We start from the raw sequence: 26,441 nt of genomic DNA on the forward strand, positions 1-26,441 counted from the left end.
CCAGTTGCTGGACTCCTCCGCGGCGGGCGCGGGCGGAGCGGCGGGGGCGGGCTGGCCGGGCGCGGACCGGCCCGCGGGACCGGGCGGCAGGGCGCGGGCGGCCGACGCCTGTCCGGCGGCGGGCGCCGACGGCGCACCGCGCGGCGGGGCCTGGGCCGGTGCCTGGGCCGGATCGGCCCCGGTCCGTTCCGCAGCGGAGCCGCCCGCGGCGGCCCCCTTCACCGGCTTGCGTACGACCACCGGCGGGATCGGCCGCGAACCCGGGATGTTGATCCGGATCCGGGTCGTCAGGGTGGTCTCGGTCTTCGGCCCGTCGGTGTCGGGCGTGGACGGGTTCGACGTCACAGGGTTCTCCTCCGGGGCGCTCGTCGCGCCGGGCCCGAATGGCACAGTCGTGGACGGGTGCTGGCCGGTTCCGTACGGCGGCGTACCCGAGGGGTAGGCGGCTCCACCGTGCCCCTGGGGCCCGGGGGACGAACTGTCAGTTTCACGACTCAAGGCAGGTTCTCCCGGTTGGCTCCGCCGCCCGTCTTTACCGTGCGCGGGCAGCTCGGCGGCCCGTCCACCATACTGGCCGCCGCCCGCACGCAACTGTCCACCGGGAATCCCAGGTTCCTCTTCGCTCCCCGCACGCCCCCTCCCGAGGGTCCGTCAAACCCCCTCAACCCGTCCCCGATCGGCGAGCGGCGGAGTTCAGCGGCCCGTCAGCCGCGCGGCCGGGAGGCCGAAACGGGCCCCTCCACCGGGCCGCGCATCGTGGCACAGATCACAGCGATCACACTTCCCCCCAAAAGGTATGCGTACATACCGATTCCGGAGGAACCCAACAGGAAGTCCCCTTCGGGGCGGGGGAGGGTGAGCAGGACGTACGACAGGAACCAGCCGGCCGCCGCCGCGCCCACTCCGGCCGCCGCGCCGATCGCGATCCGGGAGCCGAGGAACAGGCCGAGCAGGGCCAGCAGGGCCAGCAGCAGCCCGGCCGGGAACCACAGGTCCAGCACGAGCCAGCCGGCCGCGCCGGTGAGCGCGCCCGCGACGAGCAGGCCCAGCAGGGCGGCGATCCGCCCGGGGGTCCAGGGCGTGGTCATGCGCGCACCCCCGCGAAGAGGTCCCGCTCGCGCGTGCCGGCCGGGGCTCCCGGCTCGCCCGCGGCGAGTTCGTAGTACTCGCGGACGAACAGGGGCTGGGCCAGGTCGTTGGAGAGGGCGAAGAAGGGGCCGTCCACGGCGATCTGGGTGACGTGCGCGCGCATCGCGGCCGCCTTGGCCGCCGCCCACCCCCGCCCGCCGCCGGCGCCTTCGCCGTCACCGCCGCCGTCCTCGCCGATCTCGGCGGTGATCCGCTCGTCGTCGACGACCCCGGGGACGTCCTGCGGGCCCGCGACGCCGGGGAAGGAGGCCCCGGTGGCGCGCAGCCGGGCGAAGCCCTCGTCGACGACCGAGCGCGGGACCCGGTTCCAGTAGAGCTTCGCCACCGCGTGCGCGGGGCCGAGCTCCGGCCGGTGGGCGGGGTCGGCGGCCAGCTCCGCGCCGCGCGTGGCGACGCGGTGGGCCTGGATGTGGTCGGGATGGCCGTAGCCGCCGTCGGGGTCGTAGGTGACGAGGACCTGCGGCCGCAGTTCCCGGATCACCTCCACGAGGTACCCGGCCGCCTCGTCCAGGTCCGCGGACCAGAAGGCGCCGGGGCGGGTGTTCTGCGGGGCGCCCATCATCCCGGAGTCCCGGTAGCGGCCGGCGCCGCCGAGGAAGCGGTGGTCGGTGACTCCGAGTTCCTTCATGGCGGCGGCGAGCTCCCCGGCCCGGAAGGGGCCGAGGGTGTCGTCGCGGTCCGGCGCGAGGTGGGCGAGCCCGGCCGGGATGACCTCGCCCTCCTCGCCGAGCGTGCAGGTCACCAGGGCGACGTGGGCACCCTCGGCCGCGTACTTGGCCATGGTGACGCCGTTGTTGATCGACTCGTCGTCCGGGTGCGCGTGCACGAGGAGCAGACGACGGGCGGGAAGACCGTTCATGGGGTCAGCCTACGAGCAGGACCGCGCGGCCGCGCCCCTACAGCTTGAGGCCGCTGATCATGCTCGCCACGTTGGACGTGAGCTGGCTGAGCGTCGGAGCGATCGTCGAGCTCGCCAGGTAGAACCCGAGCAGCACGCACACGAAGGCGTGCCCCGCCTTCAGTCCCGACTTCCGGACCAGAAGGAAGACGACGATCGCCAGCAGCACCACGGCCGAGATCGAGAGTGCCACGGCGTTTCACCTCCACGTCGAGCGGACATCGGTACGCGTACTCGTGCTCGGCGAAGTCATACCCACCGTGCGCTACGGATCATAACTATCCGTACCAGCGCATCGATCGAATTCCGGCAGCACGAGGGGCGCATGGCGCGCACACCCGGGGGCACGCGGGGGCCGGGCGGGAGGACGTCGCGTCGCCCCGGGCGCCCCCCGGGGCCCGAACGGTCACATCCCGCCCGCCCGCGCGGTCCGGAACTCGGGGCAGACGGGGTCAAGTCACCCACGCACAGAGCGTGTTGCCATGGCCGGAACCCGACCGCGACGCCGTGCGCACGGTGGCGAAAAATAATCGCTCGAACGGCCGGGGGCCGGCGGATGGGCCGGCCGGACGCTACGCGTCGGCGTCCCGCGGGGGCGCCGGCGGAGGCGGCACCACCTGCTTCTCGGCCGCGAAGTGACAGGCCGACGGGTGGGCCGCCGGCCCGGACGGGAAGGCCTGCGGGACCGCCAGCAGCGGAACCTCCACGGCGCAGCGCGCCTCGGCCTTCCAGCAGCGGGTGCGGAAGGTGCAGCCCGAGGGCGGGTTGGCCGGGGAGGGGACGTCGCCGGAGAGGATGATGCGCTCGCGGCGCTCGCGGGCCCCGGGGTCGGGGACGGGCACGGCGGAGAGCAGGGCCTGGGTGTACGGATGGGTGGGGTGGTCGTAGATCTGGGCGTCGGTGCCGGTCTCGGCGATCCGGCCGAGGTACATGACGGCGACCCGGTCGGAGATGTGCCGGACGATCGAGAGGTCGTGGGCGATGAACACGTAGGAGAGGCCGAACTCGCCCTGGAGGCGCTCCAGCAGGTTGACGACCTGGGCCTGGACGGAGACGTCCAGCGCGGAGACGGGCTCGTCCGCGACGATGACCTCGGGCTTCAGGGCGAGGCCGCGGGCGATGCCGATGCGCTGGCGCTGGCCGCCGGAGAACTGGTGCGGGTACCGGTTGATGTACTCGGGGTTCAGGCCGACCACGTCGAGCAGGTCCTGGACCCTGCGCCGCCGGTCGCCCCTGGGGGCCACCTCGGGGTGGATCTCGTAGGGCTCGCCGATGATGTCGCCGACCGTCATGCGCGGGTTCAGCGAGGTGTACGGGTCCTGGAAGACCATCTGGATGTTGCGGCGGACGGCCTTCAGGGCGCGGCCGGACAGCTTGGTGATGTCCTGGCCCTTGTACGAGATCGCGCCCGCGGTCGGGCGTTCCAGGTTGACCAGCATCCTGGCCACGGTGGACTTCCCGCAGCCGGACTCGCCGACGATGCCGAGGGTCTCGCCGGCGGCCAGGCTGAAGGAGACCCCGTCGACGGCCTTGACCGCGCCGATCTGCTTCCGGAAGAGGATGCCCCGGGTGAGCGGGTAGTGCTTGACGAGGCCGCGGACCTCCAGGATGGGTTCAGCCACCGAGGCACTCCTTCCAGAAGAAGCAGGCGCTGGCCCGGTCCGGGGAGATCTCGGCCAGCGGCGGGACCTCGGCCCGGCAGGCGGCCCGGGCCATCGGGCAGCGCGGGTTGAAGGCGCAGCCGGCCGGGATGGCGAGCAGGTTGGGCGGCAGGCCCTTGATGGCGTAGAGCTCCTGGCCCTTCTGGTCCAGGCGCGGGATCGAGTCGAGCAGGCCGCGGGTGTAGGGGTGGGCGGGGGCCCCGTAGAGGTCGTGGACGGGGGCGGACTCGACGATGCGGCCCGCGTACATGACGGCGATCTTGTCGGCGACGTCGGCGACGACGCCGAGGTCGTGGGTGATCAGGATCAGGCCCATGTTCATCTCGCGCTGGAGCTCCGCGAGAAGGTCCATCACCTGGGCCTGGACCGTCACGTCGAGGGCCGTGGTCGGCTCGTCGGCGATGATCAGGGAGGGGTCCAGGGCCAGCGCCATGGCGATCATGATGCGCTGGCGCATGCCCCCGGAGAACTGGTGCGGATAGTCCCCCACCCGCTGCCTCGCCGCCGGGATCCTGACCCGGTCCATCAGCTCCACGGCCTTGGCCCTGGCGTCCTTGCGCGACATGCCGCGGTGGACCTCGTACATCTCGCCGAGCTGGGCGCCCACGCTGAGCACGGGGTTGAGGGAGGAGAGGGCGTCCTGGAAGATCATCGCCATTCCGGCGCCGCGCACCCTGCGCCGTTCCTCCTCCTTCATCCTGAGGAGGTCCTCGCCCTTGAAGAGGATCTCGCCGCCGGCGATGCGGCCCGGCGGCACGTCGAGGATGCCCATCACGGCCTGGGCGGTGACGGATTTGCCGGAGCCGGACTCGCCGAGCACGGCGAGCGTCTCGCCCTCGTCGACCGAGTAGTTCACCCCGTTGACCGCCTTCGCGACGCCGTCGCGGGTCTTGAACTCCACGTGCAGGTCGCGGACTTCGAGCAGCATCTGGCGACTCACTCCTCAGCGCAGCTTGGGGTCGAGGGCGTCGCGCACCGCGTCGCCGAGCATGATGAAGGCGAGCACGGTCAGGCTCAGGGCGCCCGCCGGCCAGAGCAGCATGTGCGGGGCGTTGCGGATCTGGGAGGCGGCGTTGGAGATGTCGATGCCCCAGGAGACGGTGGGCGGCCGCAGTCCGACGCCGAGGAACGACAGGGTGGCTTCGAGGGCGATGTAGGTGCCCAGCGCGATGGTGGCGACGACGATGACGGGGGCGACGGCGTTGGGGGCCACGTGCCGCAGCAGCATCCGGCCGTTGCCGGCGCCGAGGGCGCGGGCGGCCTGGACGTAGTCGTTCTGTTTGGCGGTGATGACCGAGCCGCGGGCGATGCGGGCGATCTGCGGCCAGCCCAGCAGCACGATGAAGCCGACGACGGGCCAGACGGTGGTGCTGGTGACCACGGAGAGGAACACCAGGCCGCCGAGGACGACGGGGATCCCGAAGAAGATGTCGGCGACGCGGGAGAGCACGGCGTCGCCCCAGCTGCCGAAGAAGCCGGCGAGCCCGCCGAGCGCGGAGCCCAGCAGGGCGGCGCCGAGGGTGGCGCAGACTCCGACGGTGATGGAGGCGCGGGCGCCGTAGACGGTGCGCGTGTAGACGTCGCAGCCCTGGGTGTCGTACCCGAAGGGGTGTCCGGGCTCGGGGCCCTGCTGGGACTTGGACAGCTGGCAGTACAGGGGGTCGCCGCTCGCGATGAGCTGGGGCCAGATCGCGATGACCACCAGGAAGAGGATCATCAGGGAGGAGATGATGAAGATGGGGTTGCGGCGCAGCTGGTGCCAGGCGTCGGACCAGAGCGAGCGGGCCTTCTCGCGCGGGCCGGTGTCGGGGCCGGGCGGGCGTTCCAGGCTCTCGCCCTCCTCCACGGCGAGATCCATGGGCCCTCCCTGACCGGTGGGCGAGACCGCCTCGCGCGGACGTGGGCCCACGGGGTCGTACATGGCGGGGCCTTCCGGACGCTCGGGGTCAGGCATACCGGATCCTCGGGTCCAGGACCGCGTAGAGCAGGTCGACGAGCAGGTTCGCCAGCAGGAAGACGATCACGAGGATGGTGACGAAGCCGACCACGGTGGGCGAGTTGTTGCGCAGGATGCCCTGGTAGAGCTGGTAGCCGACGCCGTGGATGTTGAAGATCCGCTCGGTGACGATGGCGCCGCCCATCAGGGCGCCGATGTCGGTGCCGATGAAGGTGACGACGGGGATCAGGGAGTTGCGCAGCAGGTGACGGGTGACGACGCGGTGGCGCGGAAGGCCCTTCGCGGTGGCGGTGCGCACGTAGTCGGCCTTGGCGTTCTCGGCGATGGAGGTGCGCGAGAGCCGGGTGACGTAGGCGAGCGAGACGAGGGCGAGGACGATGCCCGGCAGGATCAGCTCGTTGAAGGGTGCGTCAGGGGAGACGGTGGGCCGCACCCAGCCCCATTTGACGCCGAAGAGGTACTGGAGCAGGTAGCCGGTGACGAAGGTGGGCACCGAGATGACGACGAGGGTGAGCACCAGCACCGAGGTGTCGACGGACTTGCCCCGGCGCAGGCCGCTGACGACGCCGAGCGTGATGCCGACGACGATCTCGATGACGATCGCGACGATGGTCAGGCGCAGGGTGACGGGGAAGGCCGAGGCCATCAGGTCGGTGACGCTCTGTCCGTTGAAGGCGGTGCCGAAATCCCCCTGGAAGATCTGGCCCATGTAGTGCAGGTACTGCTTCCACAGGGGCTGGTCGAGGTAGAGGTCCTTGCGGATCCGCGCGGCGGTGGCGGGGTCGGGGGCCTTGTCGCCGAAGAGGGCCGCCACCGGGTCGCCGAGCGCGTACACCATGAAGAAGATCAGGAACGTGCTGCCGATGAACACCGGGATCATCTGGAGCAGTCGCCGGATCACGTAACGTCCCATGGACTGCTCCAGGATCGATCCGAGGGGTGGGTCAGCTGACCGTGATCTGGTTGTAGACCGGGACGCTGAACTGGTTCAGGGCGACGTCGTTGATCCGCTCGGAGTGCCCGGCGCTGCCGTTCTGGTACCAGAGGGGGATGGACGGCATCTGCTCCGCGAGGATCTTCTCCGCGTCCTGGAACTTGGCGATCGCCTTGGGGGCGTCGCTCTCCTGGTTGGCCTCGTCGACGAGCTTGTCGAAGTCCGGGTTGCTGAACTTGCCGTAGTTGGAGGAGGCCCCGGTGTAGTAGAGCGGCTGGAGGAAGTTCTGGATCAGCGGGTAGTCGGCCTGCCAGCCGGAGCGGAAGGGGCCGGTCAGCTTGTAGGCGCTCTGCTGGTTCCTGAAGTCGGCGAAGGTGCCGACCGGGTTGACCGTGCAGACCGGGCCCTCGCCGACGGCGTTGTTGATGCTGTTGCAGACGGCGTCCATCCACTCGCGGTGCGAGCCGGTGTCGACGTTGGAGGTCAGCGTGACCTTCCCGCCGGGCAGGCCGCCGCCCTCCTGGATGAGCTTCTTGGCCGCGGCGGGATCGTACTTGCAGGCGTCGCCGCAGAGGGTGGCGTTGAAGCCGCCCTTGGCCCCGAGGGCCGGGGAGGTCCAGTCCTTGGCCGGCGTACGGGTCTCGCGGAAGATCTGCTGGGTGATCTCGTCGCGGTTGATCGCCATCGAGATGCCCCGGCGGACCTTCTCCATGCCCTCCTTGCCCCACTGGGGGTCGTAGAGCGGGAAGGTGAGGGTCTGGATGATGAGGGCCGGCTGGTTGATGTACCGGTCGCCGAGGTCGTTCTTGACGTTCTTGAGCTGCTGCGCCGGGATGTCGTCGACCAGGTCGAGGTTGCCGGAGATCAGGTCGGTGTAGGCGGTGTTGTTGTCGGTGTAGACCTTGAGGTCCACACCGCCGTTCAGTGCCTTGTCCGCACCGGTGTAGCCGTCCCACTTGCGCAGCTTCATCCCGGTGCCCTTGGTGTACGAGTCCACCGTGTACGGGCCGTTGCCGACCGGCTTGTTCAGCCAGCCGGCGTGGTCGGTGAAGAAGGCCTTGGGCAGCGGGGAAAAGGCCTGGTAGCCGAGGGTCTGGGGCCAGGTGGAGAACTTGTGCTTCAGGGCGACGGTGAAGGTCTTGGGGTCCTTGACCACCAGCCCGGACATGGTCTTCGCCTTGGGCTCGCCGGTCGTGGGGTGCACGTCCGCGTAGCCGACGATGTCGGAGAAGAACGGCGAGTTGTTCTGCTTGTTGCGCACGTCCGCGCCGTAGTTCCAGGCGTCCACGAAGGACTGGGCGGTGACCGGCTCGTCGTTGCTGAACTTCCAGCCGTCCTTCAGTGTGACCGTGAAGTTCTGACTGTCCGTGGTGTCGATCTTCTCGGCGAGCATGTTCACGGCCTCGCCGGTCTTCGGGTCGTACCGCTTGAGCCCGCGGAAGAGCATGTCGAGGACCTTGCCGCCCTGCACCTCGTTGGTGTTGGCGGGCTCCAGCGGGTTCTGCGGGTCACCCCAGGAGGAACTGACGATCCCTTCGGCACCGCCCCCGCCGCCGCTGTCGCTACCCTTGCCGCAGGCCGTCGCCGCGAGGGCGACGGCCACCGCACATGCGGCCCACTTGGCGTGGGTGGCTCCGCGCATGGAGTGCCTCCTAGGGGTACCAAGACTCGCTTCGGGGCCAATGTCACCCCATGTGGGTCCCTGCACACCCCTGGTTGGACCGATTGCACCCTCGCGTCCCCCGGCTGTCACCCCTGCGAGTGCAAAGCCAGCTCCCAGGTGTCCACGGCGTAGTGCGGTCGCATGCCGTGCGCCTCGTACAGCCCGAGTGCGCCGGTCTCGTTGGCGGTGTCCACGCCGAGGCCCACCGTGCCGCGGCCGCGGGCGGCGTACGCGGCGAAGCCGTGGCGGAGCAGGAAGCCGCCGACGCCCCGGCCGCGCAGCCCCTCGCGTACGCCGATGTGGCTGATCCAGCCCATGCTGGTGCGGTCGTCCCGGGTGAGCAGCACGGCCGCGTCGCCCGCCCCGGGCAGGCTCGCGATCCACACCAGGGACCAGTCGAGGGCGCGGGCGTCGAGGTGGTCCAGCCAGGGTTCGTACGCGCGCGGGGCGTGCCCGAAGTGGGCGGCGAAGGTCTCCTCCACCAGGGCGTGGGCGCGGCGGCGGTCGGACCCGTCGGTCCCGCAGTCGCGCAGGGTCAGCCCCGGGGGCGGCAGGGGCGGGGCGGCGTCGGCCGGGGTGAGCCGACGGGTCATCACCTGGTGGCGGCGCACGGTGCGGTAGCCGCGCCCGGTGAGGAGGGCCGCGTCCAGGGTGGGGGCGGCGTTGAGCTGCAGGCGCAGGCGCGGGCGGTCGGCCCCGGCGGCCATCGCGCGGGCGCGGGCCTCCATCAGCTCCAGCAGCCGGCGGGCGGCCCGGGGCTCGCCGGGCAGCACGTAGTGGTCGCCGTCGATCCGGCCCGGTCCGGAGTCGTTCCAGACGAGGGCGTAGGCGACGGGCCGGCCGGCGCGCAGGGCCAGCCAGGAGTCGGTGGCCAGGTCCACCCCGGGGTGGTTGAGGTCGGCCAGGGCGGTGCCCAGGTCGGTCTCGGGTCTGCCGATCTCGATCACGTCGACGGCGTTGAGCAGGGCGCAGATGTCGGAGGCGTCCCCGGGGCCCGCGGGCCGGACGGTCAGCGTGTCGCGCATCCGCCCACTGTCGGCGTCACCCGCGGCCGGCCGCAACCGGCTTCCGCCCCGGGACGAGCGTACGGAGGGGGTCAGACGGCCAGGACGGCCTTCTCCTCCGCGAAGTGGCACGCCGACTCGTGGGCGGCCGGGGTGTTCACGCCCTGGAAGCGCGTCGGGATCGCCAGCAGCGGCTCCTCCGTGGCGCACTTCTCCTCGGCCTTCCAGCAGCGGGTGCGGAAGCGGCAGCCCGACGGCGGGTTGGCCGGCGAGGGGACGTCACCGGTGAGGATGATGCGCTCGCGGGCCTCGCGGACCTCGGGGTCCGGCACCGGCACCGCGGACAGCAGGGCCTGCGTGTACGGGTGGGTGGGGTGCTCGTAGATCTCGGCGTCGGAGCCGATCTCGGCCATCTTGCCCAGGTACATGACGCCCACGCGGTCCGAGATGTGCCGGACGATCGAGAGGTCGTGCGCGATGAAGACGTAGGAGAGGTTGAACTCGTCCTGCAGCTTCCCCATCAGGTTGATGACCTGCGCCTGCACCGACACGTCGAGCGCGGAGACCGGCTCGTCGCAGATGATGATCTCCGGGTTGAGCGCGAGGCCGCGGGCGATGCCGATGCGCTGGCGCTGGCCGCCGGAGAACTGGTGCGGGTAGCGGTTGATGTACTCGGGGTTCAGGCCCACGACGTCCAGGAGTTCCTGGACCTTGCGGCGCCGGTCGCCCTTGGGAGCCACCTCGGGGTGGATGTCGAAGGGCTCGCCGATGATGTCGCCGACCGTCATGCGCGGGTTCAGCGAGGTGTACGGGTCCTGGAAGACCATCTGGATGTTGCGGCGGACGGTCTTCAGGGCGCGGCCGGACAGCTTGGTGATGTCCTGGCCCTTGTAGAAGACCTCGCCGGCGGTGGCCCGCTCCAGGTTCATCAGCAGCTTGGCGACGGTGGACTTGCCACAGCCGGACTCGCCGACGATGCCGAGGGTCTCGCCCTGGTACAGGTCGAAGGAGATCCCGTCGACGGCCTTGACCGCGCCGACCTGCTTCTTGAACAGGATGCCCTGGGTCAGCGGGAAGTGCTTGACCAGGTTGCGGACCTGGAGGATCGGCTCGCGCTCGGGGGCGTTCTTGGTGAGCTCAGCCATGGATCTGCTCCTTCCAGAAGTGGCACGCGCTGCCGCGGCCGGGCAGCTCGCTGCCGTCGCGCTCGGTCACCTGGTGCAGGACGGGCACGTCGGTGCGGCAGATGTCCTGCGCCTTGGGGCAGCGCGGGTTGAAGGCGCAGCCCGAGGGGATGTTGAGCAGGTTGGGCGGGAGGCCCTTGATCGCGTAGAGCTCCTGGCCCTTCTGGTCCAGGCGCGGGATCGAGTCCAGCAGACCCCGGGTGTACGGGTGCGCCGGACGCTTGTAGATCTCGTGGACCGGGGCGTTCTCGACGATCCGGCCGCCGTACATGACGGCGATCTTGTCCGCGACGTCGGCGACGACGCCGAGGTCGTGGGTGATCAGGATCAGGCCCATGTTCATCTCGCGCTGGAGCTCCGCGAGCAGGTCCATGACCTGGGCCTGGACCGTCACGTCGAGGGCCGTGGTCGGCTCGTCGGCGATGATCAGGTCGGGCTCCAGGGCCATCGCCATGGCGATCATGATGCGCTGGCGCATACCGCCGGAGAACTGGTGCGGGTAGTCGCCCACGCGCGCCTTGGCGGCGGGGATCTTCACCCGGTCCATGAGCTCGACGGCCTTGGCCGTGGCGTCCTTCTTCGACATCCCGCGGTGCACGCGGAACATCTCGCCGAGCTGGGCGCCGACCGTGTGCACGGGGTTCAGCGAGGACAGCGCGTCCTGGAAGATCATGGCGATCTTCTGGCCGCGGATCTTGCGGAAGTCCTCGGCCGGGAGCTTGAGCAGGTCCTGGCCCTGGAACAGGATCTCGCCGTGCGGGATCTTGCCCGGGGGCATGTCGAGGATGCCCATGATGGCCTGCGCCGTCACGGACTTGCCCGAGCCGGACTCGCCGAGGACCGCGAGGGTCTCGCCGGCGTTCACGGAGTACGAGACACCGTTGACGGCCTTGGCGACGCCGTCGCGGGTGTGGAACTCGACGTGCAGGTCGCGCACTTCGAGCAGGGGGGTCCCCTCCGGCGCCGAACGGGGCGCGGGGACGTTCGAGGTCTTGTCGATAGTGGTCAACGTACGCCCTTCCTCAGCGCAGCTTCGGGTCGAGGGCGTCGCGCACCGCGTCGCCGACCATGATGAACGCGAGCACGGTGATGCTCAGCGCGGCGGCCGGGAAGAGGAGCACGTGCGGTGCCTGGAGCCAGCGGACGGAAGCGTCGCTGACCATCAGGCCCCAGGAGATGCCGGGGGGCTGGACACCGATGCCGAGGTAGGACAGCGCCGCCTCCGCACCGATGTACACACCCAGGCTGATCGCACCGACCACGATGACGGGCGCGACGGCGTTCGGCAGGATGTGGCGCATGGTGATGCGCCACGTGCCGGCGCCGAGGGCGCGGGCCGCGACCACGTAGTCGTTGTTCTTGTTCTGCAGCACCGAGGACCGCATGATGCGGAAGATCTGCGGCCAGCCCAGGGTGGCGAGCACGATGGACACGGTCCAGGCGTTGCCCTTGCCGAGGCCCGACATGATCAGCATGCCGCCGAGGAGCAGCGGGATGGCGAAGAAGATCTCGGTGAAGCGGGACAGCAGGCTGTCGACGAGACCGCCGACCCAGCCGGCCAGCAGGCCGAGCGCGCCGCCGACGACGATCACCAGGGTGGTGGTGACGACACCGACGATGATCGAGTTGCGGGCCGCCCACACGGTGCGCGTGTAGACGTCGCAGCCCTGGACGTCGAAGCCGAACCAGTGGTCGGCGCTCGGCTTCTTCAGGGAGTCCTGGAGCTTGCAGGCCCCGGCGGTGAACGGGCTGTCCGGCGTGAACCACTGCGGGACCGCGGAGAGCACGATCAGCAGCAGGACCAGCGCGGCGCCGATCAGGAAGATGGGGTTGCGGCGGAGGTCGGAGACGGCGTCGGACCAGAGGCTGGCCTCGCGCTCCTTCTTCGCCTTCTTGCCGGGGGTGTTGCCGACCGTGCCGCTCGTGGAGGGCGCGCCGGCGGTCTTGGTGTCGGTCAACTCGTCCCCCACCGTAGTTGTCTCACGCATAGCGGATCCTCGGGTCGAGCACGGCGTACAGCATGTCCACGATCAGGTTGGCGACCAGGTACACGATGATCAGGAGCGAGACGACGCCCACGATCACGGTGCCTTCCTTGCGGTAGACCGACTCGGCCAGCAGGCCGCCGATCCCGTGGATGTTGAAGATCTTCTCCGTGATGACCGCGCCACCCATGAGCGAGCCGAGGTCGGCGCCGAGGAAGGTGACGATCGGGATGAGCGCGTTGCGCAGCGCGTGACGACCGACGACACGGCGGCGGGGCAGGCCCTTCGCGGTGGCGGTGCGGACGTAGTCGGCGCGCATCGTCTCCATCAGGCTGGTACGGGTGAGTCGGGCCACGTACGCGAGCGAGGTCGAGGCGAGCACCAGGGCCGGGAGCAGGTAGGCGCGGATGCCGTCGTTCTCGTTGAAGGAGACGGGGAAGAAGTCGATGCCCCAGCTGTTCTTCAGCTGGACGCCGAGCGTCAGCTGAAGGATGAAGCCGCTCACGAAGACCGGGATCGAGATGACCAGGAGCGTGGACAGGAGCACGAGCTGGTCGAGGAACTTGCCGCGGCGCAGGGCGGCCATGATGCCGGCCAGGACGCCGACGACGGCCTCGATCAGGAAGGCCACGATCGCCAGGTTCATCGTGTAGGGGAAGGCTTCGGTGATCTTGTCCCAGACGGATCGTCCGGTCAGGGTCTCGCCGAAGTTGCCCTGGAACAGGTTGGAAATGTAGTTCCAGTACTGCGACAGGAACGAGTCGTTGAGGTGGTACTTCTCGCGAAGCATCGCCGCGACGAGCGGGTCTGCCTTCTTCTCTCCGGCCAGTGCCTGAATCGGGTCACCGGGGAGCTTGAAGGACAGCCAGTAGATCAGGAACGTGGCACCGATCAGAACAGGGATCGCCTGTATGAGTCGGCGGATGAGGTAGCGGCCCATCAGACCTCCAGCAAAGAACAGGGGGAAAGGGCAGGCAGACGGAAACCTGATTCCGCCTGCCCGCCCCCGGGTTCCCCTACGTGAAGAGGGGTGTTAGTTGAGCTCGACGTTCGCCAGGTCCATGCGGCCCTGGGCATCGACCTCGACGTTCTTCACGGACTTGGAGTAGGCCGAAGAAGACATGTAGGTGAAGATCGGGATGTACGGAAGGTCCTTGATGACGATGTCATCGGCCTTCTGGTACAGCTTCAGACCCTCGGCGGGGTCGGTGGCCTTGTCGGCCTCCGCCATGGTCTTCTCGAACTCGTCGTTCTTGTAGTGGCCGTAGTTGGAGCCGTTCTCGATGGCGACCTTCGAGAACACCGGACGGAGGTAGTTCTCCGCCGCCGGGTAGTCCATGGACCACGCCATACGGAACGCGCCCTTGTACTTCGAGGCGCCCAGGTCGTCCAGCAGCTCGCCGAACTTGGCGAACGGCTTGGCGGTGACCTCGATGCCGAGGTTCGCCTTCAGCTGGTTGGCGACGGCCTCGATCCACTCCTTGTGGCCGCCGTCGGCGTTGTAGCCGAGCTCCATCTTGTTGCCGGGGATACCGCCGGCCTTCTCGAAGATCTCCTTGGCCTTGGTCGGGTTGTAGGTGCCGACCTCGCCCAGCGCGCCCTTGCGGTAGCCCGGGATGATGGGGCTGATGAAGTCGTCGGCCGGCTTGCGGGTGCCGTTGAAGATGGTCTTCGTGATGGCGTCCCGGTCGATGGCCATGGAGAGGGCCTGACGGATCTCCACCTTGCCGAACGCCTCGGGGTTCTGCTCCAGCGGGAGACCGATGTAGCCGACGGCCGACTCGGGCTTGTAGATGTAGCGGTCGCCGAACTCCTGGGAGACGGTGGCCATCGCCGAGATCGGGAGCTTGTCGACGATCTGGATGTTGTCCGAGCGCAGGTCGTTGTACGCCGTGTCCAGGTTGTCGTAGATCTTGAAGGTGACGCCCGCGAGCTTGGCGCGACCCTCGGCCGGGTACTTGTCGTACCGCTTGACCTTGATCTGCTTGTTGTGGTCCCAGGTGCCGTCCATCTGGAAGGGACCGTTGCCGATCGGGTTCTCGCCGAACTTCTTGGCGCCGTCGGTCTCGAAGGCCTTCGGCAGCGGGTAGAAGGCGTTGTAGCCCAGCATCGTCTTGAACTGGGAGAACGGCTCCTTCAGCGTGACGGTGAAGGTGCGCTCGTCAACGACCTTGAGGCCCTTGAGCTCCTTGGAGGTGGGCTTCTTGTCCTTGCCCGGCGCGAGCTCCTCGGAGCCCTCGATCTTGGCGAAGAACGGCATGCCCTCGGCGGCGTTGTCCTGGTTGGCGCCCCAGTTCCAGGCGCGGACGAAGGACTGGGCGTCGACCTTCTCACCGTTGTGGAAGGTGAGGCCGTCCTTGACCTTGATGGTCCAGGTCTTCGAGTCGGTCGTGTTGATGGACTCGGCGGCGGCCAGCTTCGGCTCGTTGGTCTTGTTGTCGTAGTCGACCAGACCGGTGAAGAGCGCGTGGAGAACCTCGGCTCCCTCGGACTCGGCGGTGTTCTGACCGACCAGGCCGTGCTGCGGCTCGCCGAGCACCACCGTGATGTTGCCGCCCTTGCCGCCGGCCTCGTCCTTGCTGGTGCTGCAAGCCGTGGCAGCCATCGCCACGATGACGGCACCCGCGACCCACTTGGCGCTCGTTGCTCCGCGCATGGGTATTTGCCTCCTCAGGAGTCACTGTCGATTCGTGAAGGACCCGGGTTCCGCTGACACCCCTGACAGCGAAATCCGGTCCCATCGTGTGTGCTCGTGAGTCGACGCTCCCCACAGCGTGTGACCCATTGACCCGAGCTCAATGGAGCCATCCTCAGGGACGCCCAGACCGTAAACCACACTTAAGTGGTCTCGTTTTCACAACATCACCGCATGGCGAAAACCCGAAATCCGGACAAACGGATAGGAGACAGACACGTGCGAAACGGACGGTTAGCTCACCTTCCGGAGTGTCACGCTCGGAATGCGGACACCAGAACGAAACAATCCGCTTGACAAAAGCGAACAGCCCCTCCCCGCACCGGTCCGGTGCGGGGAGGGGCTGTTTCAAGCCGTACGCGTCTCAGTCAGTGTCCGGCTGGAGTACGGCCGGGGGCCGACTCGTGTACTACTTGCCGGACTTGGCGCGCGAAGCGGTGCGCGAGCGCTCCTTCTGGTCCAGGACGACCTTGCGGATGCGGACGGCCTCCGGGGTCACCTCGACGCACTCGTCGTCGCGGCAGAACTCCAGGGACTGCTCCAGGGAGAGCTTGCGCGGCGGCACCACGTTCTCGGTGTTGTCCGCCGAAGCCGCACGCATGTTGGTGAGCTTCTTCTCCTTGGTGATGTTCACGTCCATGTCGTCGGCGCGCGAGTTCTCGCCGACGATCATGCCCTCGTACACCTCGGTGCCGGGCTCGGTGAACAGGACGCCGCGCTCCTGCAGGTTGATCATCGCGAACGGCGTGACCGAACCGGCGCGGTCGGCGACCAGCGAACCGTTGTTACGGGTCACCAGCTGGCCGAACCACGGCTCGTGGCCCTCGTGGATCGAGTGGGCGATACCCGTACCACGGGTGTTCGTCAGGAACTCCGTGCGGAAGCCGATGAGGCCGCGCGACGGGACGACGAACTCCATGCGGACCCAGCCGGAGCCGTGGTTCGACATGTTGTCCATGCGGCCCTTGCGGACGCCCATGAGCTGCGTGACCGCGCCCATGTGCTCCTCGGGGACGTCGACCGTCATGCGCTCGACCGGCTCGTGCACCTTGCCGTCGATCATCTGCGTGACGACCTGCGGCTTGCCGATGGTCAGCTCGAAGCCCTCGCGGCGCATCTGCTCGACCAGGATGGCGAGCGCGAGCTCACCACGGCCCTGGACCTCCCAGGCGTCCGGACGCTCGGTGTCCAGCACGCGCAGCGAGACGTTACCGATGAGCTCGCGGTCCAGGCGGTCCTTGACCTGGCGGGCGGTGACCTTGCGGTCCTTGACCGCGGACTTGGCGTCCGCGCCCTTGCCGCTGCCGCCGCGGCCGACCATCGGGGAGGTGTTCGTCCCGATGGTCATGGAGATCGCCGGCTCGTCGACCGAGATCAGCGGAAGCGCGATCGGGTTCTCCGGGTCGGCCAGGGTCTCGCCGATCATGATGTCGGGGATACCGGCGACCGCGCAGATGTCACCCGGGCCCGCCACCTCGGCCGGCTTGCGGGTGAGCGCCTCGGTCATCATCAGCTCGGTGATGCGGACGTTCGACTGGGTGCCGTCACGCTTGATCCACGTGACGGTCTGGCCCTTGCGCAGCTCGCCCTGCTCGACGCGGAGCAGCGCGATGCGGCCGAGGAAGTTGTCGGCGTCCAGGTTGGTGACGTGGGCCTGGAGGGGGGCCTCCTCGTCGTACACCGGGGCGGGGACGTGCTCCAGGATGGTGGAGAAGAACGGCTCCAGGCTGTCGCTGTCCGCGGGGACGGTGCCGTCCTCGGGCTTGGTCAGCGAGGCGACGCCGTCACGGCCGCAGGCGTAGACGATCGGGAACTCGATCTGGTCCTCGGTGGCGTCCAGGTCCAGGAAGAGGTCGTACGTGTCGTTGACGACCTCGTCGATCCGGGAGTCCGGACGGTCCGTCTTGTTGATGCAGAGGATGACCGGCATGTTCGCCTGCAGGGCCTTGCGCAGGACGAAGCGGGTCTGGGGCAGCGGACCCTCGGAGGCGTCCACCAGCAGAACGACGGCGTCCACCATCGACAGACCGCGCTCGACCTCACCACCGAAGTCGGCGTGGCCGGGGGTGTCGATGATGTTGATCGTGATCGGGGCCCCGCCGTCCTTGGGGTGATACTTCACCGCCGTGTTCTTGGCGAGGATCGTGATGCCCTTCTCACGCTCCAGGTCGTTCGAGTCCATCATGCGGTCGTCGAGGTGCTGGTGGGCGGCGAAGGCACCGGCCTGCTTGAGCATGGCATCGACGATGGTCGTCTTGCCATGGTCGACGTGGGCGACGATGGCGACGTTACGGATGTCGTGGCGCGTGGGCACTTCGGCGCTTCTCCCGGGATCGTGGATGGCGTCACGTACGGCCTGGCACGCGCGCCTCGGCCGGGCGGAAAACCTGCCACGGCCTTACCCCATCCTACGTCGGTTGGCGGGAACCGCCTGCCGGGGGGTCTGTCAAGGGGCCGGACGACTGAGCGCGGCCGGGTTCGGGGTGGGGTGTCCCGGCCGTGGGAGGAGCCTGTGTTCCTGCGGGTCAATGGGTATCAACGACCTTGCCCGCCGGGGATCCGGCGGGCAAGGGAATTGAGTCACATCTGAGCTAGTGACCCGTGGGTCAACCTGCCAGGCCCCGCTTTTTCACCACTTGTTCGGCGCGGCTACTTCTTCTTCGCGTCCTTCTCGGTGGGCGGCTTCATCCAGCCGATGTCCTGGTACCGCGGGGCCCCGAGCCCGAACGCCCCCGCGTTGGCCAGGCCGGGCTTCACGGCGACCAGCTCGGGGCGCTGGTAGATCGGGATGGAACCGGCCGCGGCCCAGATCCGGGCGTCCGCCTTGCGCATCAGCTCCCGGGCCTGCTCCTCGTCCAACTCGCCGGCCGCCTGGTCGAACAGCTGGTCGATGTGGTCGGTGCCCACCCGGGTGTAGTTCTGCTCGACGACGAGCGAGCCGTCCGCGGCCGGCTCCGGCTTGGCGAAGATGGGGCGGGCGTCGGTGGCGGGGTAGGCCGTCGCGGGCCAGGAGTAGAGCGCCAGGTCGTACTGGCCCGAAGCCACGTGGTCCTTGAAGAAGCTCTCGTCCGCGACCTTCTTGATCTCGGTGGCGACCCCGATCGTCTGGAGCATCCGGGAGATCCGCTCGCCGACCGTCCGCAGGGCCTCGGAGCCGGGCCCCGCCGGGAGGACGAAGCGCAGGGTGAGGGGCTTGCCGTCCTTGGCGAGGATGGAGCCGGAGGTGCGGGCGGCCTGCTTGACCGGGGCGGGGGCCGGGGTGGCCGGCGCGGGTTCCTTGTCGTCGGCGCCGTTCTCCGCCCGCCCGTCCGCGCCGGCCGCCGCGCGCTTGGCGTCGCCGAGGGTCCGGGCCTGGGTCAGCAGCGCCTCCTCCTGCTGCGCGGCGAGGGAGCCGGGTGCCAGCACCGGGGAGGGCTGCTCCTTGGGGGCGCCGGGCGCGAACCGGTCCGCGTCGACGATCTCCCCGTCGAAGCCCTGTGCGGGACCTTCGGGGAGACCGGCGGCCGCGTGCGCGCCGTGGCCGTCGTGGGCGCCGGGGCGACGGGGAGCGCCGCCCCGGCCGTCGTCCTGGCCGACGATGTAGAGGCCGTCGTTGCCGGTGCCCGGGCCCGAGGGGGTCTTGGAGTCGTCCTTCTTCCCGCCGTCGTCGCTCTCGGAGCCCGCCTTGGCCCCCGCCGGGTCGGTGAGCTTGCCGTTCTTGCGCCAGCCCGCGTCCGAGAGCAGGGCCTGGGCCGCCTGGGGGTCCAGGCCGCCGAGGGCGTCGCTGTTGTCGGCGTACGCCTGCTGCCCGGCCAGGGCCAGGTGGCTGCCGACCGGCTTCGCGGGCAGGCCGAGCGGCTTCAGGACCAGCTCGGTGAGTTCCTTGCGGTCCAGGGCGCGGGCCACCGCCCGACGGACCCGCTCGTCGGACAGCGGGCCGGAGGCGCCGTTCATGGCCAGCTGCGTGTAGGCGGGCTCCAGCGACTTGCGGACGGCGAAGGAACGCAGCGCCTGCTGCTCGTCGGCGTACTTCTTCACGGCCTGCGCGCTCTTCTCGCGGCTCTCCTGCTCCTCCCTCGCCTTGGTCTCGTCGGAACCGTGGGCGAGGGCCCAGGAGAGGGTGGCCTGCGCCGGGGTGAGGGCGGCGGCGGGGCCGTGCGCCCCGTTCACCTGGCCGGCGTCGCGGTGGGCGAGGGCGATCCGGTCGGCGCCCGCGCGGTCGATCTCGGCCAGGTCGATCTTCCCCGCGGCCAGCGCGGCCGGACGGGCCGCCCGGGGCACGGCCGTCAGGACGAGGGTGTCCAGCTTCGCGGCCCGGCCCCACCAGCGCGGGTTGCGGGTCAGGGCCGCGGTGCCGGTCTTCTTGTCGATGGCCCCCAGGCCGAAGGGTCCGGCGGTGACCTTGAGGGCGCCGCGCGCGCCCTCATTGAAGGACTCCGGGGTGCCCATGACCTGCTTCGGGTAGAGCGGGCCGAACAGGGAGCGCCAGTCGCCGTACGGCTTGGCGAAGGTGACCTTGACCTCCAGGTCGTTCTTCCCCCGCTCGATCTTCTCGATCCGGTCGTAGCCGGCGTTGCGGGCCGTCCAGTACGCCGAGTCCTTGCCGTTCAGGGCCCGCCACTGGGCGACGAAGTCGGGGGCGCCGATCTCGCGGCCGTCGCTCCACACCGCCTTCTGGTTCAGCTTGTACAGGACGACCTGCTTCGGCTCGCGCTCGACTACCTCGGCCTTCTCCAGGTAGTCGGGATTGGCCACCGGCCGGCCCTTGGCGTCCAGCACGAAGAGCTGCGGCAGGACCGCCCCCGCGATCCGGGTGGTGGTGGCGTCGGCGTCGGCCTGGAAGGTGTTCAGGGTGTCCGGCAGGGAGTCCACCGCCCAGCGCAGGACTCCGCCGTCGACGACCCGGTCGCGGGCCGTGACCGCGATGTCCGGTCCCGCGGCGGCCGACCCGCCCTCCTCCTCGGCCGCCCCGCACCCCGCGAGGAGCGGCAGCGCAAGGACTCCCGAGGTGAGGAGCGCCAAAGACCTGCGCGTTCTCTGGGTCATGGGTGGTACCTCCGGGGCGGGGCGCGGGTGGCCGTGAAAGAGGGGGTCTTGATCACATTCGGCGGTATATGGAGCTGATCACACTGATGCCGGATCCCACTGAAATAGACGGCCGCCCGGCTCCTCAGGAGCGGCCCCTCGCCACGCCGCGAACCCCACCCGTGCGGACCAATCCGGCTTGCGCGCGGGCGCGCGTTCCCCCGGGGGAGGGATGAAAATGGGGGCAGGGAGGGGCGCACGGTTCGCGCCTGCGCGCCCGGAATCGCTGCACGTCCCTTCACAACCGGGGACGGGAGGCGCGACACTCGCAGGCGCCCGGAAGCGTTGCCACCGCACCCGCGGAAGTGAGGTCACGTCATGTCCCTGCAAGACGATCTGACGGCCGTACGACGCAATCTGAACGAGCTGGTCCGCTCCGTGGAGCGGCTGGAGCAGGACGTCGCACGACAGTCGCCGACCGCTCCCAGCACCCCCGAGGCGGGCCGGATGGTATCCGTCCCGGACACCCCGTACGACAGCACGCTGTGGACGGACACCGACGACGAGGGCCTCGGCGCCCGCGACCGCCACGCCCCCTGACGCGCCCCCTGCCGTCGACGCACTCCCCATCTGGCCCGGCCGCCCCGGCCGGGCCTCCTGGGCCACCCCTCATCACTCCACCCGGAGTCCCCTTTGGCCACAGGCACGGAACCACACCGACAGCGGCCCGGCGGGGTCCACGACCCCTCCCGGGCCGCCATCGCGGCCCGGCACCTGCGCACCGACCGGTGGTGGCTTTCGCCCGCCGGCACCGCCGCGGGGCTGCTCGCCTTCATCGTCTACTCGACCTGGCGGGCCTTCTCGAACGCCGACTACTACGCGGCCCCGTACGTCTCGCCGTTCTACTCGCCCTGTCTGGCGGAGAACTGCGTCCCCATGCGCGGCGGCCCCAATCTGGACCTCTTCGGCAGCTGGTGGGGCCTGTCCCCCGCCCTGCTGATCCTGGTCTTCCCGCTCGGCTTCCGGCTGACCTGCTACTACTACCGCAAGGCGTACTACCGGGGCTTCTGGGCCTCGCCGCCCGCCTGCGCCGTGGCCGAGCCGCACGCCGCGTACACGGGCGAGACCCGGTTCCCGCTGATCCTGCAGAACGCGCACCGGTACTTCTTCTACTTCGCGGTGCCGGTCGCCGGGATCCTCACGTACGACACCGCGCTGACCTTCCGCGACGGGCACTACGCGTGGGGCCACATGGGCCTGGGAACCCTGCTGTTCCTCGTCAACATCGTGCTGATCTGGGCCTACACGCTCTCCTGCCACTCCTGCCGGCACATCATGGGCGGCCGCCTGAAGCACTTCTCCAAACACCCGGTGCGCTACCGGCTGTGGGGCTGGGTGAGCCGGCTCAACGCCCGGCACATGCAGCTGGCCTGGGCCTCCCTGATCAGCGTCGCCCTGTGCGACTTCTACGTGTACCTGCTGGCCAGCGGCACCGTCACCGACCCGAGGATCTTCTGAGATGGCACAGGTGGAACGGCAGCAGTGGGACGTGGTCGTGGTGGGCGCGGGCGGCGCCGGGCTGCGGGCCGCGATCGAGGCGCGCGAGCGGGGCGCCCGTACGGCCGTGATCTGCAAGTCCCTGTTCGGCAAGGCCCACACGGTGATGGCGGAGGGCGGGATCGCCGCCTCCATGGGCAACGTCAACGACCACGACAACTGGCAGGTGCACTTCCGCGACACGATGCGCGGCGGCAAGTTCCTCAACCAGTGGCGGATGGCCGAACTGCACGCGAAGGAGGCCCCCGACCGGGTCTGGGAGCTGGAGACCTGGGGCGCGCTCTTCGACCGCACGCCCGACGGCAGGATCTCCCAGCGCAACTTCGGCGGCCACGAGTACCCGCGCCTCGCACACGTCGGCGACCGGACGGGCCTGGAGCTGATCCGCACCCTCCAGCAGAAGATCGTCCAGCTGCAGCAGGAGGACTTCAAGGAGCACGGGGACCACGAGGCCCGCCTCAAGGTGTTCCAGGAGTGCACGGTCACCCGGGTGCTGAAGGACGGGCAGAGGGTCTCGGGAACCTTCTGCTACGAGCGCGAGAGCGGGCGGTTCTTCGTACTGGAGGCCCCGGCGGTGGTCCTGGCCACCGGCGGGATCGGGAAGTCGTTCAAGACCACCTCCAACTCCTGGGAGTACACGGGCGACGGCCACGCGCTGGCCCTGCTCGCCGGGGCCCCGCTGCTGAACATGGAGTTCGTGCAGTTCCACCCGACGGGCATGGTCTGGCCGCCGTCGGTGAAGGGGATCCTCGTCACCGAGTCCGTCCGCGGCGACGGCGGGGTGCTGCGCAACTCCGAGGGCGAGCGGTTCATGTTCGACTACGTCCCCGACGTGTTCAAGGAGAAGTACGCCGAGTCGGAGGAGGAGGGCGACCGCTGGTACGAGGACCCGGACCACAACCGGCGTCCGCCCGAGCTGCTGCCCCGCGACGAGGTGGCGCGGGCCATCAATTCCGAGGTGAAGGCGGGCCGCGGCTCCCCGCACGGCGGGGTCTTCCTCGACGTGTCGACCCGGATGCCGGCCGAGAGGATCAAGCGGCGGCTGCCGTCCATGTACCACCAGTTCAAGGAGCTGGCGGACGTGGACATCACCGCCGAGCCGATGGAGGTCGGCCCGACCTGCCACTACGTGATGGGCGGGATCGCCGTCGACTCGGACACCGCCGCCACCGTCGGCGTACCGGGGCTGTTCGCGGCCGGCGAGGTGGCGGGCGGCATGCACGGCTCGAACCGGCTCGGCGGCAACTCGCTCTCCGACCTGCTGGTCTTCGGCCGCCGGGCGGGACTGCACGCGGCCGGGCACGCCGCGGAGCCCGGCGGGGCGCGGCCGGCGGTCTCCCAGGAGCAGATCGACGCGGCGGCCGCCGAAGCGCTGGCCCCCTTCCACGCGGCGGAGGGCGCCGAGAACCCGTACACGCTCCACCAGGAGCTGCAGACGACCATGAACGACCTGGTCGGCATCATCCGCCGGGAGGCCGAGATGGCCGAGGCCCTGGAGCGGCTCGCCGCGCTGCGGGTGCGGGCCGCCCGTGCCGGGGTCGAGGGGCACCGGCAGTTCAACCCGGGCTGGCACCTGGCACTGGACCTGCGCAACATGCTGCTGGTCAGCGAGTGCGTGGCCCGCGCCGCCCTGGAGCGCACGGAGAGCCGGGGCGGACACACCCGGGAGGACCGCCCCGCGATGGAGCGGGAGTGGCGTCCGGTCAACCTCCTGTGCCGGCCGGTGGATCCGCCACCCGCCGATCCGGCCGCCGACCGGATCGCCCTCACCCGCACCCGGACCGAGCCCATCCGCCCGGACCTGCTCGCCCTGTTCGAGAAGGAAGAGCTGGCCAAGTACCTCGCCGAAGAGGAGCTCTGCGAATGACTGCGTACGACGCACGCTTCCGGGTCTGGCGGGGTGACGCGGAGGGCGGATCGCTCAGGGACTTCACCGTCGAGGTGCACGACGGGGAGGTGGTCCTGGACATCGTCCACCGGATCCAGGCGACGCAGGCGTCCGACCTCGCGGTGCGCTGGAACTGCAAGGCGGGCAAGTGCGGTTCGTGCAGCGCGGAGGTCAACGGGCGGCCCCGGCTGATGTGCATGACGCGGATGTCCGTCTTCGCGCGGGACGAGACGGTCACGATCACCCCGCTGCGCGCCTTCCCGGTGGTCCGGGACCTGGTCACGGACGTGTCCTTCAACTACGCCAAGGCGCGCGAGGTCCCGGCCTTCGTGCCGCCGGAGGGGGTCGCGGCGGGCGCGTACCGGATGCAGCAGGTGGACGTGGAGCGCTCGCAGGAGTTCCGCAAGTGCATCGAGTGCTTCCTGTGCCAGGACACCTGTCACGTGGTGCGCGACCACGAGGAGAACAAGGCGGCCTTCGCCGGTCCGCGCTTCCTGATGCGGGTCGCCGAGCTCGACATGCACCCGCTGGACGCGGCCGCCGAGGCGGGCCTGGACCGCAAGCGCACGGCCCAGGAGGAGCACGGGCTGGGCTACTGCAACATCACCAAGTGCTGCACGGAGGTCTGCCCCGAGGGCATCAAGATCACCGACAATGCTCTGATCCCGCTGAAGGAGCGGGCCGTGGACCGCAAGTACGACCCCCTGGTGTGGCTGGGGAGCAGGATCCGGCGCCGTTCGGATTCCGACCCCCGGTAGTTCACTTCGCGGTTGCACAATGCCCCCTGGGTGAGCGTCGGATGACGTGACGTCAGGGGGCTGTGCGGTGCGGGTGGGGGATCGACTGGCGGACCGGTACCGGCTGGACCGGCGGCTCGGCGCGGGGGGCATGGGCGAGGTGTGGCGCGGCCACGACCTCGAACTCGACCGTGCGGTGGCCGTGAAGGTGCTGCTGGAGGCCGCGACGAACGAGGAGCTGATCGCCCGGTTCCGGCGGGAGGCCACCATCGGGGCGCGCCTGCAGCATCCGGGCATCACCGTGGTGCACGACGTGGGCCGGCACGAGGGCCGGCTGTTCATCGTGATGGAGCTGCTGTCCGGCGAGGACCTGGGGGCGGTGCTGGCCCGGGAGCGGGGCGGGCTGCCTGCCGCCGTCGCGGTGGACCTGGCGGCGCAGACCGCCGAGGCGCTGGCCGCCGCGCACGAACGGGCGGTGGTCCACCGGGACCTGAAGCCGGGGAACCTCTTCCTGCTGCCGGGCGGCCGGCTCAAGATCTGCGACTTCGGCATCGCGCACTCGGCGGACGCGACGGCGGGCTGGACGGTCACGGGGCGGATCTTCGGCACGCCGCCGTACATGGCGCCCGAGCAGTGGCGGGGCGAGCACGTGGACGCCCGGTGCGACCTGTACGCGCTGGGGTGCGTGCTGTACGCGCTGCTGAGCGGGGAGCCGCCGTTCGGATCGGCCGAGCCGATGTACGTCCTGATGCGGCGGCACGTGGAGGACGCCCCGCTGTCGCTGCGCGAGGCCGGGGCGGCGGTGACCCGGGAGCTGGACCGGCTGGTGCTGGCGCTGCTGGCGAAGGCGCCGGCGGACCGGCCGGAGTCGGCGGAGGCGGTGGCGAAGGCGCTGCGGGGCCTGCCGGTGGCGGAGCCCGTGGCGGTCGCGGTGGGGGGCGGGGGCGGGGCCGGGGGCCTGGACGCCGTGGCGGGCACGGCGGCCGGAATCGAATCCGGGACGCGGACCGGGACGCGGTCCGGGACGCGGGCACCGGCCCCGGGCGAAGGCCGCGCCGAGGCGGCGGACGGGGCTCCGGCTGCGGCCGGCGGCGGGCCGGAGTCCGGAGGCAGACCGGACGGGGACGGGGCCGCCGACGTGCCGGGGGCCGTGGACGGGCCGGGGCCGGACGGGGCCGCGGGCCTGCCGGGGGCCGTGGACGGGCCCGGGACGGACGAGCCCGCCGACGTAGCCGAAGCCGGGGACGGGCCGGGGCCGGACGGGGCCGCCGACGTAGCGGAAACCGTCGACGGGCCGGGAGAGGTCGGGGCCACGGGCCTGCCGGAAGCCGGGGACCGGCCGGGGCCGGACGGGGCCGCCGACATAGCCGAAGCCGGGGRCGGGCCGGKGSCGGACGAGGCCGGGGACGGGCCCGGGACGGACGGGGACGCGGGTCTGCCGGAGGCCGTGCGGGAGGTCGTACGGGAACTGCTGCTGGAGGCGGAGGAGACGCTGGTCTCCCTGCCGCCCGGCGCCGGTGACGTCCGCACCGAGGGGCTCGCCCTCGCGGCGGAGGCCGCGGCCCGCTTCGACGCGGGCCTGGCGAGCCGGCTGCTGAACGACGCCGAGCTCTGGGCGTGGACCGACGGCGACGGGGACGGCGCCCGCATCGCCGCCCTGCTGACCGGGCTGGCCCGGCGGATCTCCCGGGACGCCCCCCGCCGCACCGAACGGGTGCTGACCGACGCGCAGCAGGCGTTGTTCACGGTGTCCGGACCCGCCCGCGCGGCCCGGCTGCGCAAGGTGGCGGAGGAGCTCGCGGCGGTGGCCCCGGAGCGCGGTGTCCGGCTGGCCGAGCGGCACTTCGCGGGGAGCTCCGCCGAGGAGGCCGTGCTGGCCCGCGCGGTCCTCGCGAGCGCCCCCACCGATCCCGCCCGCGCCGAGCGCTACCTGGCCCGGATCAGGAGTGCCGCGGTCCGGGCGGCCACCGAGTCGAAGTCCGTCACGGCCGTGGCCCGGCACGACCTGGCCGCCGCGCTGCGCCTGGCCGGCCGGGTCCCGGCGGGCGGGGCCCGGGTGCGGGCCCTGTGCCGGGTGGCCGGCGAGCGCTCCGCCGTCGGGGACCGGGCGGGCGCGGCCGAGGCC

At 70.5% G+C, this 26,441-nt stretch carries 21 protein-coding genes and 1 pseudogene; 5 read left to right on the forward strand and 17 right to left on the reverse strand.

Annotated elements, in window-relative coordinates; all coding sequences use genetic code 11:
• From AB4039_RS33215 to AB4039_RS33295, 17 genes and pseudogenes are all read right to left on the reverse strand, one after another.
• Positions 1 to 498: pseudogene (locus tag AB4039_RS33215) on the reverse strand (hypothetical protein); the annotation flags it as partial.
• Positions 499 to 704: 206 nt separating this feature from the next.
• A complete protein-coding gene (locus AB4039_RS33220) occupies positions 705 to 1,088 on the reverse strand; it encodes a DUF6113 family protein (protein WP_266842047.1) in 384 nt (127 codons plus the stop codon).
• Positions 1,085 to 2,008 (reverse strand): N-acetyl-1-D-myo-inositol-2-amino-2-deoxy-alpha-D-glucopyranoside deacetylase, encoded by a 924-nt coding sequence (mshB, locus tag AB4039_RS33225; RefSeq protein WP_266842045.1) that lies wholly within the window; start codon positions 2,006 to 2,008, stop codon positions 1,085 to 1,087. Before mshB ends, AB4039_RS33220 begins: the two co-directional genes overlap by 4 nt.
• 37 nt (positions 2,009 to 2,045) lie before the next feature.
• Positions 2,046 to 2,240, reverse strand: coding sequence for a hypothetical protein (locus AB4039_RS33230; protein WP_136213899.1), 195 nt, complete (start codon positions 2,238 to 2,240; stop codon positions 2,046 to 2,048).
• Positions 2,241 to 2,619: 379 nt separating this feature from the next.
• On the reverse strand, positions 2,620 to 3,669 hold the full coding sequence (locus AB4039_RS33235; RefSeq protein ID WP_266842043.1) for a dipeptide ABC transporter ATP-binding protein: 1,050 nt from the start codon (positions 3,667 to 3,669) through the stop codon (positions 2,620 to 2,622).
• On the reverse strand, positions 3,662 to 4,636 hold the full coding sequence (locus AB4039_RS33240; protein ID WP_266842042.1) for an ABC transporter ATP-binding protein: 975 nt from the start codon (positions 4,634 to 4,636) through the stop codon (positions 3,662 to 3,664). Before AB4039_RS33240 ends, AB4039_RS33235 begins: the two co-directional genes overlap by 8 nt.
• A 15-nt stretch (positions 4,637 to 4,651) precedes the next feature.
• Entirely contained in the window at positions 4,652 to 5,662 is a 1,011-nt protein-coding gene (locus AB4039_RS33245) for an ABC transporter permease (protein WP_442272521.1), read from the reverse strand.
• Positions 5,655 to 6,578 (reverse strand): ABC transporter permease, encoded by a 924-nt coding sequence (locus AB4039_RS33250; protein WP_266842040.1) that lies wholly within the window; start codon positions 6,576 to 6,578, stop codon positions 5,655 to 5,657. Before AB4039_RS33250 ends, AB4039_RS33245 begins: the two co-directional genes overlap by 8 nt.
• A gap of 31 nt (positions 6,579 to 6,609) precedes the next feature.
• Positions 6,610 to 8,241, reverse strand: coding sequence for an ABC transporter substrate-binding protein (locus AB4039_RS33255; RefSeq protein WP_266842038.1), 1,632 nt, complete (start codon positions 8,239 to 8,241; stop codon positions 6,610 to 6,612).
• Positions 8,242 to 8,348: 107 nt separating this feature from the next.
• Positions 8,349 to 9,287, reverse strand: a complete 939-nt coding sequence (locus AB4039_RS33260; protein WP_442272522.1) for a GNAT family N-acetyltransferase — start codon at positions 9,285 to 9,287, stop codon at positions 8,349 to 8,351.
• Positions 9,288 to 9,358: 71 nt separating this feature from the next.
• Positions 9,359 to 10,411 carry a dipeptide ABC transporter ATP-binding protein gene (locus AB4039_RS33265; RefSeq protein WP_266842034.1) on the reverse strand — a complete coding sequence of 351 codons (1,053 nt, stop codon included), beginning with the start codon at positions 10,409 to 10,411 and terminating at the stop codon, positions 9,359 to 9,361.
• Positions 10,404 to 11,459 carry an ABC transporter ATP-binding protein gene (locus AB4039_RS33270; RefSeq protein WP_266842032.1) on the reverse strand — a complete coding sequence of 352 codons (1,056 nt, stop codon included), beginning with the start codon at positions 11,457 to 11,459 and terminating at the stop codon, positions 10,404 to 10,406. Before AB4039_RS33270 ends, AB4039_RS33265 begins: the two co-directional genes overlap by 8 nt.
• A gap of 13 nt (positions 11,460 to 11,472) precedes the next feature.
• Positions 11,473 to 12,438 carry an ABC transporter permease gene (locus tag AB4039_RS33275; RefSeq protein WP_266842030.1) on the reverse strand — a complete coding sequence of 322 codons (966 nt, stop codon included), beginning with the start codon at positions 12,436 to 12,438 and terminating at the stop codon, positions 11,473 to 11,475.
• Entirely contained in the window at positions 12,431 to 13,375 is a 945-nt protein-coding gene (locus tag AB4039_RS33280; protein ID WP_266842028.1) for an ABC transporter permease, read from the reverse strand. Before AB4039_RS33280 ends, AB4039_RS33275 begins: the two co-directional genes overlap by 8 nt.
• Positions 13,376 to 13,468: 93 nt before the next feature.
• Positions 13,469 to 15,091, reverse strand: a complete 1,623-nt coding sequence (locus AB4039_RS33285) for an ABC transporter substrate-binding protein (protein ID WP_266842026.1) — start codon at positions 15,089 to 15,091, stop codon at positions 13,469 to 13,471.
• Between the two features lie 448 nt (positions 15,092 to 15,539).
• The gene (gene typA, locus AB4039_RS33290; protein ID WP_266842025.1) at positions 15,540 to 17,444 is read right to left on the reverse strand and encodes a translational GTPase TypA; all 1,905 of its coding nucleotides are present in this window, start codon (positions 17,442 to 17,444) and stop codon (positions 15,540 to 15,542) included.
• Positions 17,445 to 17,779: 335 nt separating this feature from the next.
• Positions 17,780 to 20,155: an ABC transporter family substrate-binding protein gene (locus AB4039_RS33295; protein WP_266842023.1), complete on the reverse strand. Its 2,376-nt coding sequence runs from the start codon at positions 20,153 to 20,155 to the stop codon at positions 17,780 to 17,782.
• A gap of 357 nt (positions 20,156 to 20,512) precedes the next feature.
• On the opposite strand from AB4039_RS33295, the gene AB4039_RS33300 reads away from it, so the two are divergent.
• The 5 genes from AB4039_RS33300 to AB4039_RS33320 all read left to right on the forward strand — a co-directional run.
• Positions 20,513 to 20,734, forward strand: coding sequence for a hypothetical protein (locus AB4039_RS33300; RefSeq protein WP_266842022.1), 222 nt, complete (start codon positions 20,513 to 20,515; stop codon positions 20,732 to 20,734).
• Positions 20,735 to 20,827: 93 nt separating this feature from the next.
• Positions 20,828 to 21,652: a hypothetical protein gene (locus AB4039_RS33305; RefSeq protein WP_266842020.1), complete on the forward strand. Its 825-nt coding sequence runs from the start codon at positions 20,828 to 20,830 to the stop codon at positions 21,650 to 21,652.
• 1 nt (position 21,653) lies between these two features.
• Positions 21,654 to 23,558 (forward strand): fumarate reductase/succinate dehydrogenase flavoprotein subunit, encoded by a 1,905-nt coding sequence (locus AB4039_RS33310; protein WP_266842018.1) that lies wholly within the window; start codon positions 21,654 to 21,656, stop codon positions 23,556 to 23,558.
• A complete protein-coding gene (locus AB4039_RS33315; protein WP_266842016.1) occupies positions 23,555 to 24,337 on the forward strand; it encodes a succinate dehydrogenase/fumarate reductase iron-sulfur subunit in 783 nt (260 codons plus the stop codon). Before AB4039_RS33310 ends, AB4039_RS33315 begins: the two co-directional genes overlap by 4 nt.
• A gap of 73 nt (positions 24,338 to 24,410) precedes the next feature.
• Positions 24,411 to 26,441: protein kinase domain-containing protein (locus AB4039_RS33320; protein ID WP_442272523.1), on the forward strand; the 2,031-nt coding region annotated here is incomplete at its 3' end.

Origin of the sequence: Streptomyces sp. M-16, assembly GCF_052114405.1 — a bacterium.
GTDB lineage: Bacteria > Actinomycetota > Actinomycetes > Streptomycetales > Streptomycetaceae > Streptomyces.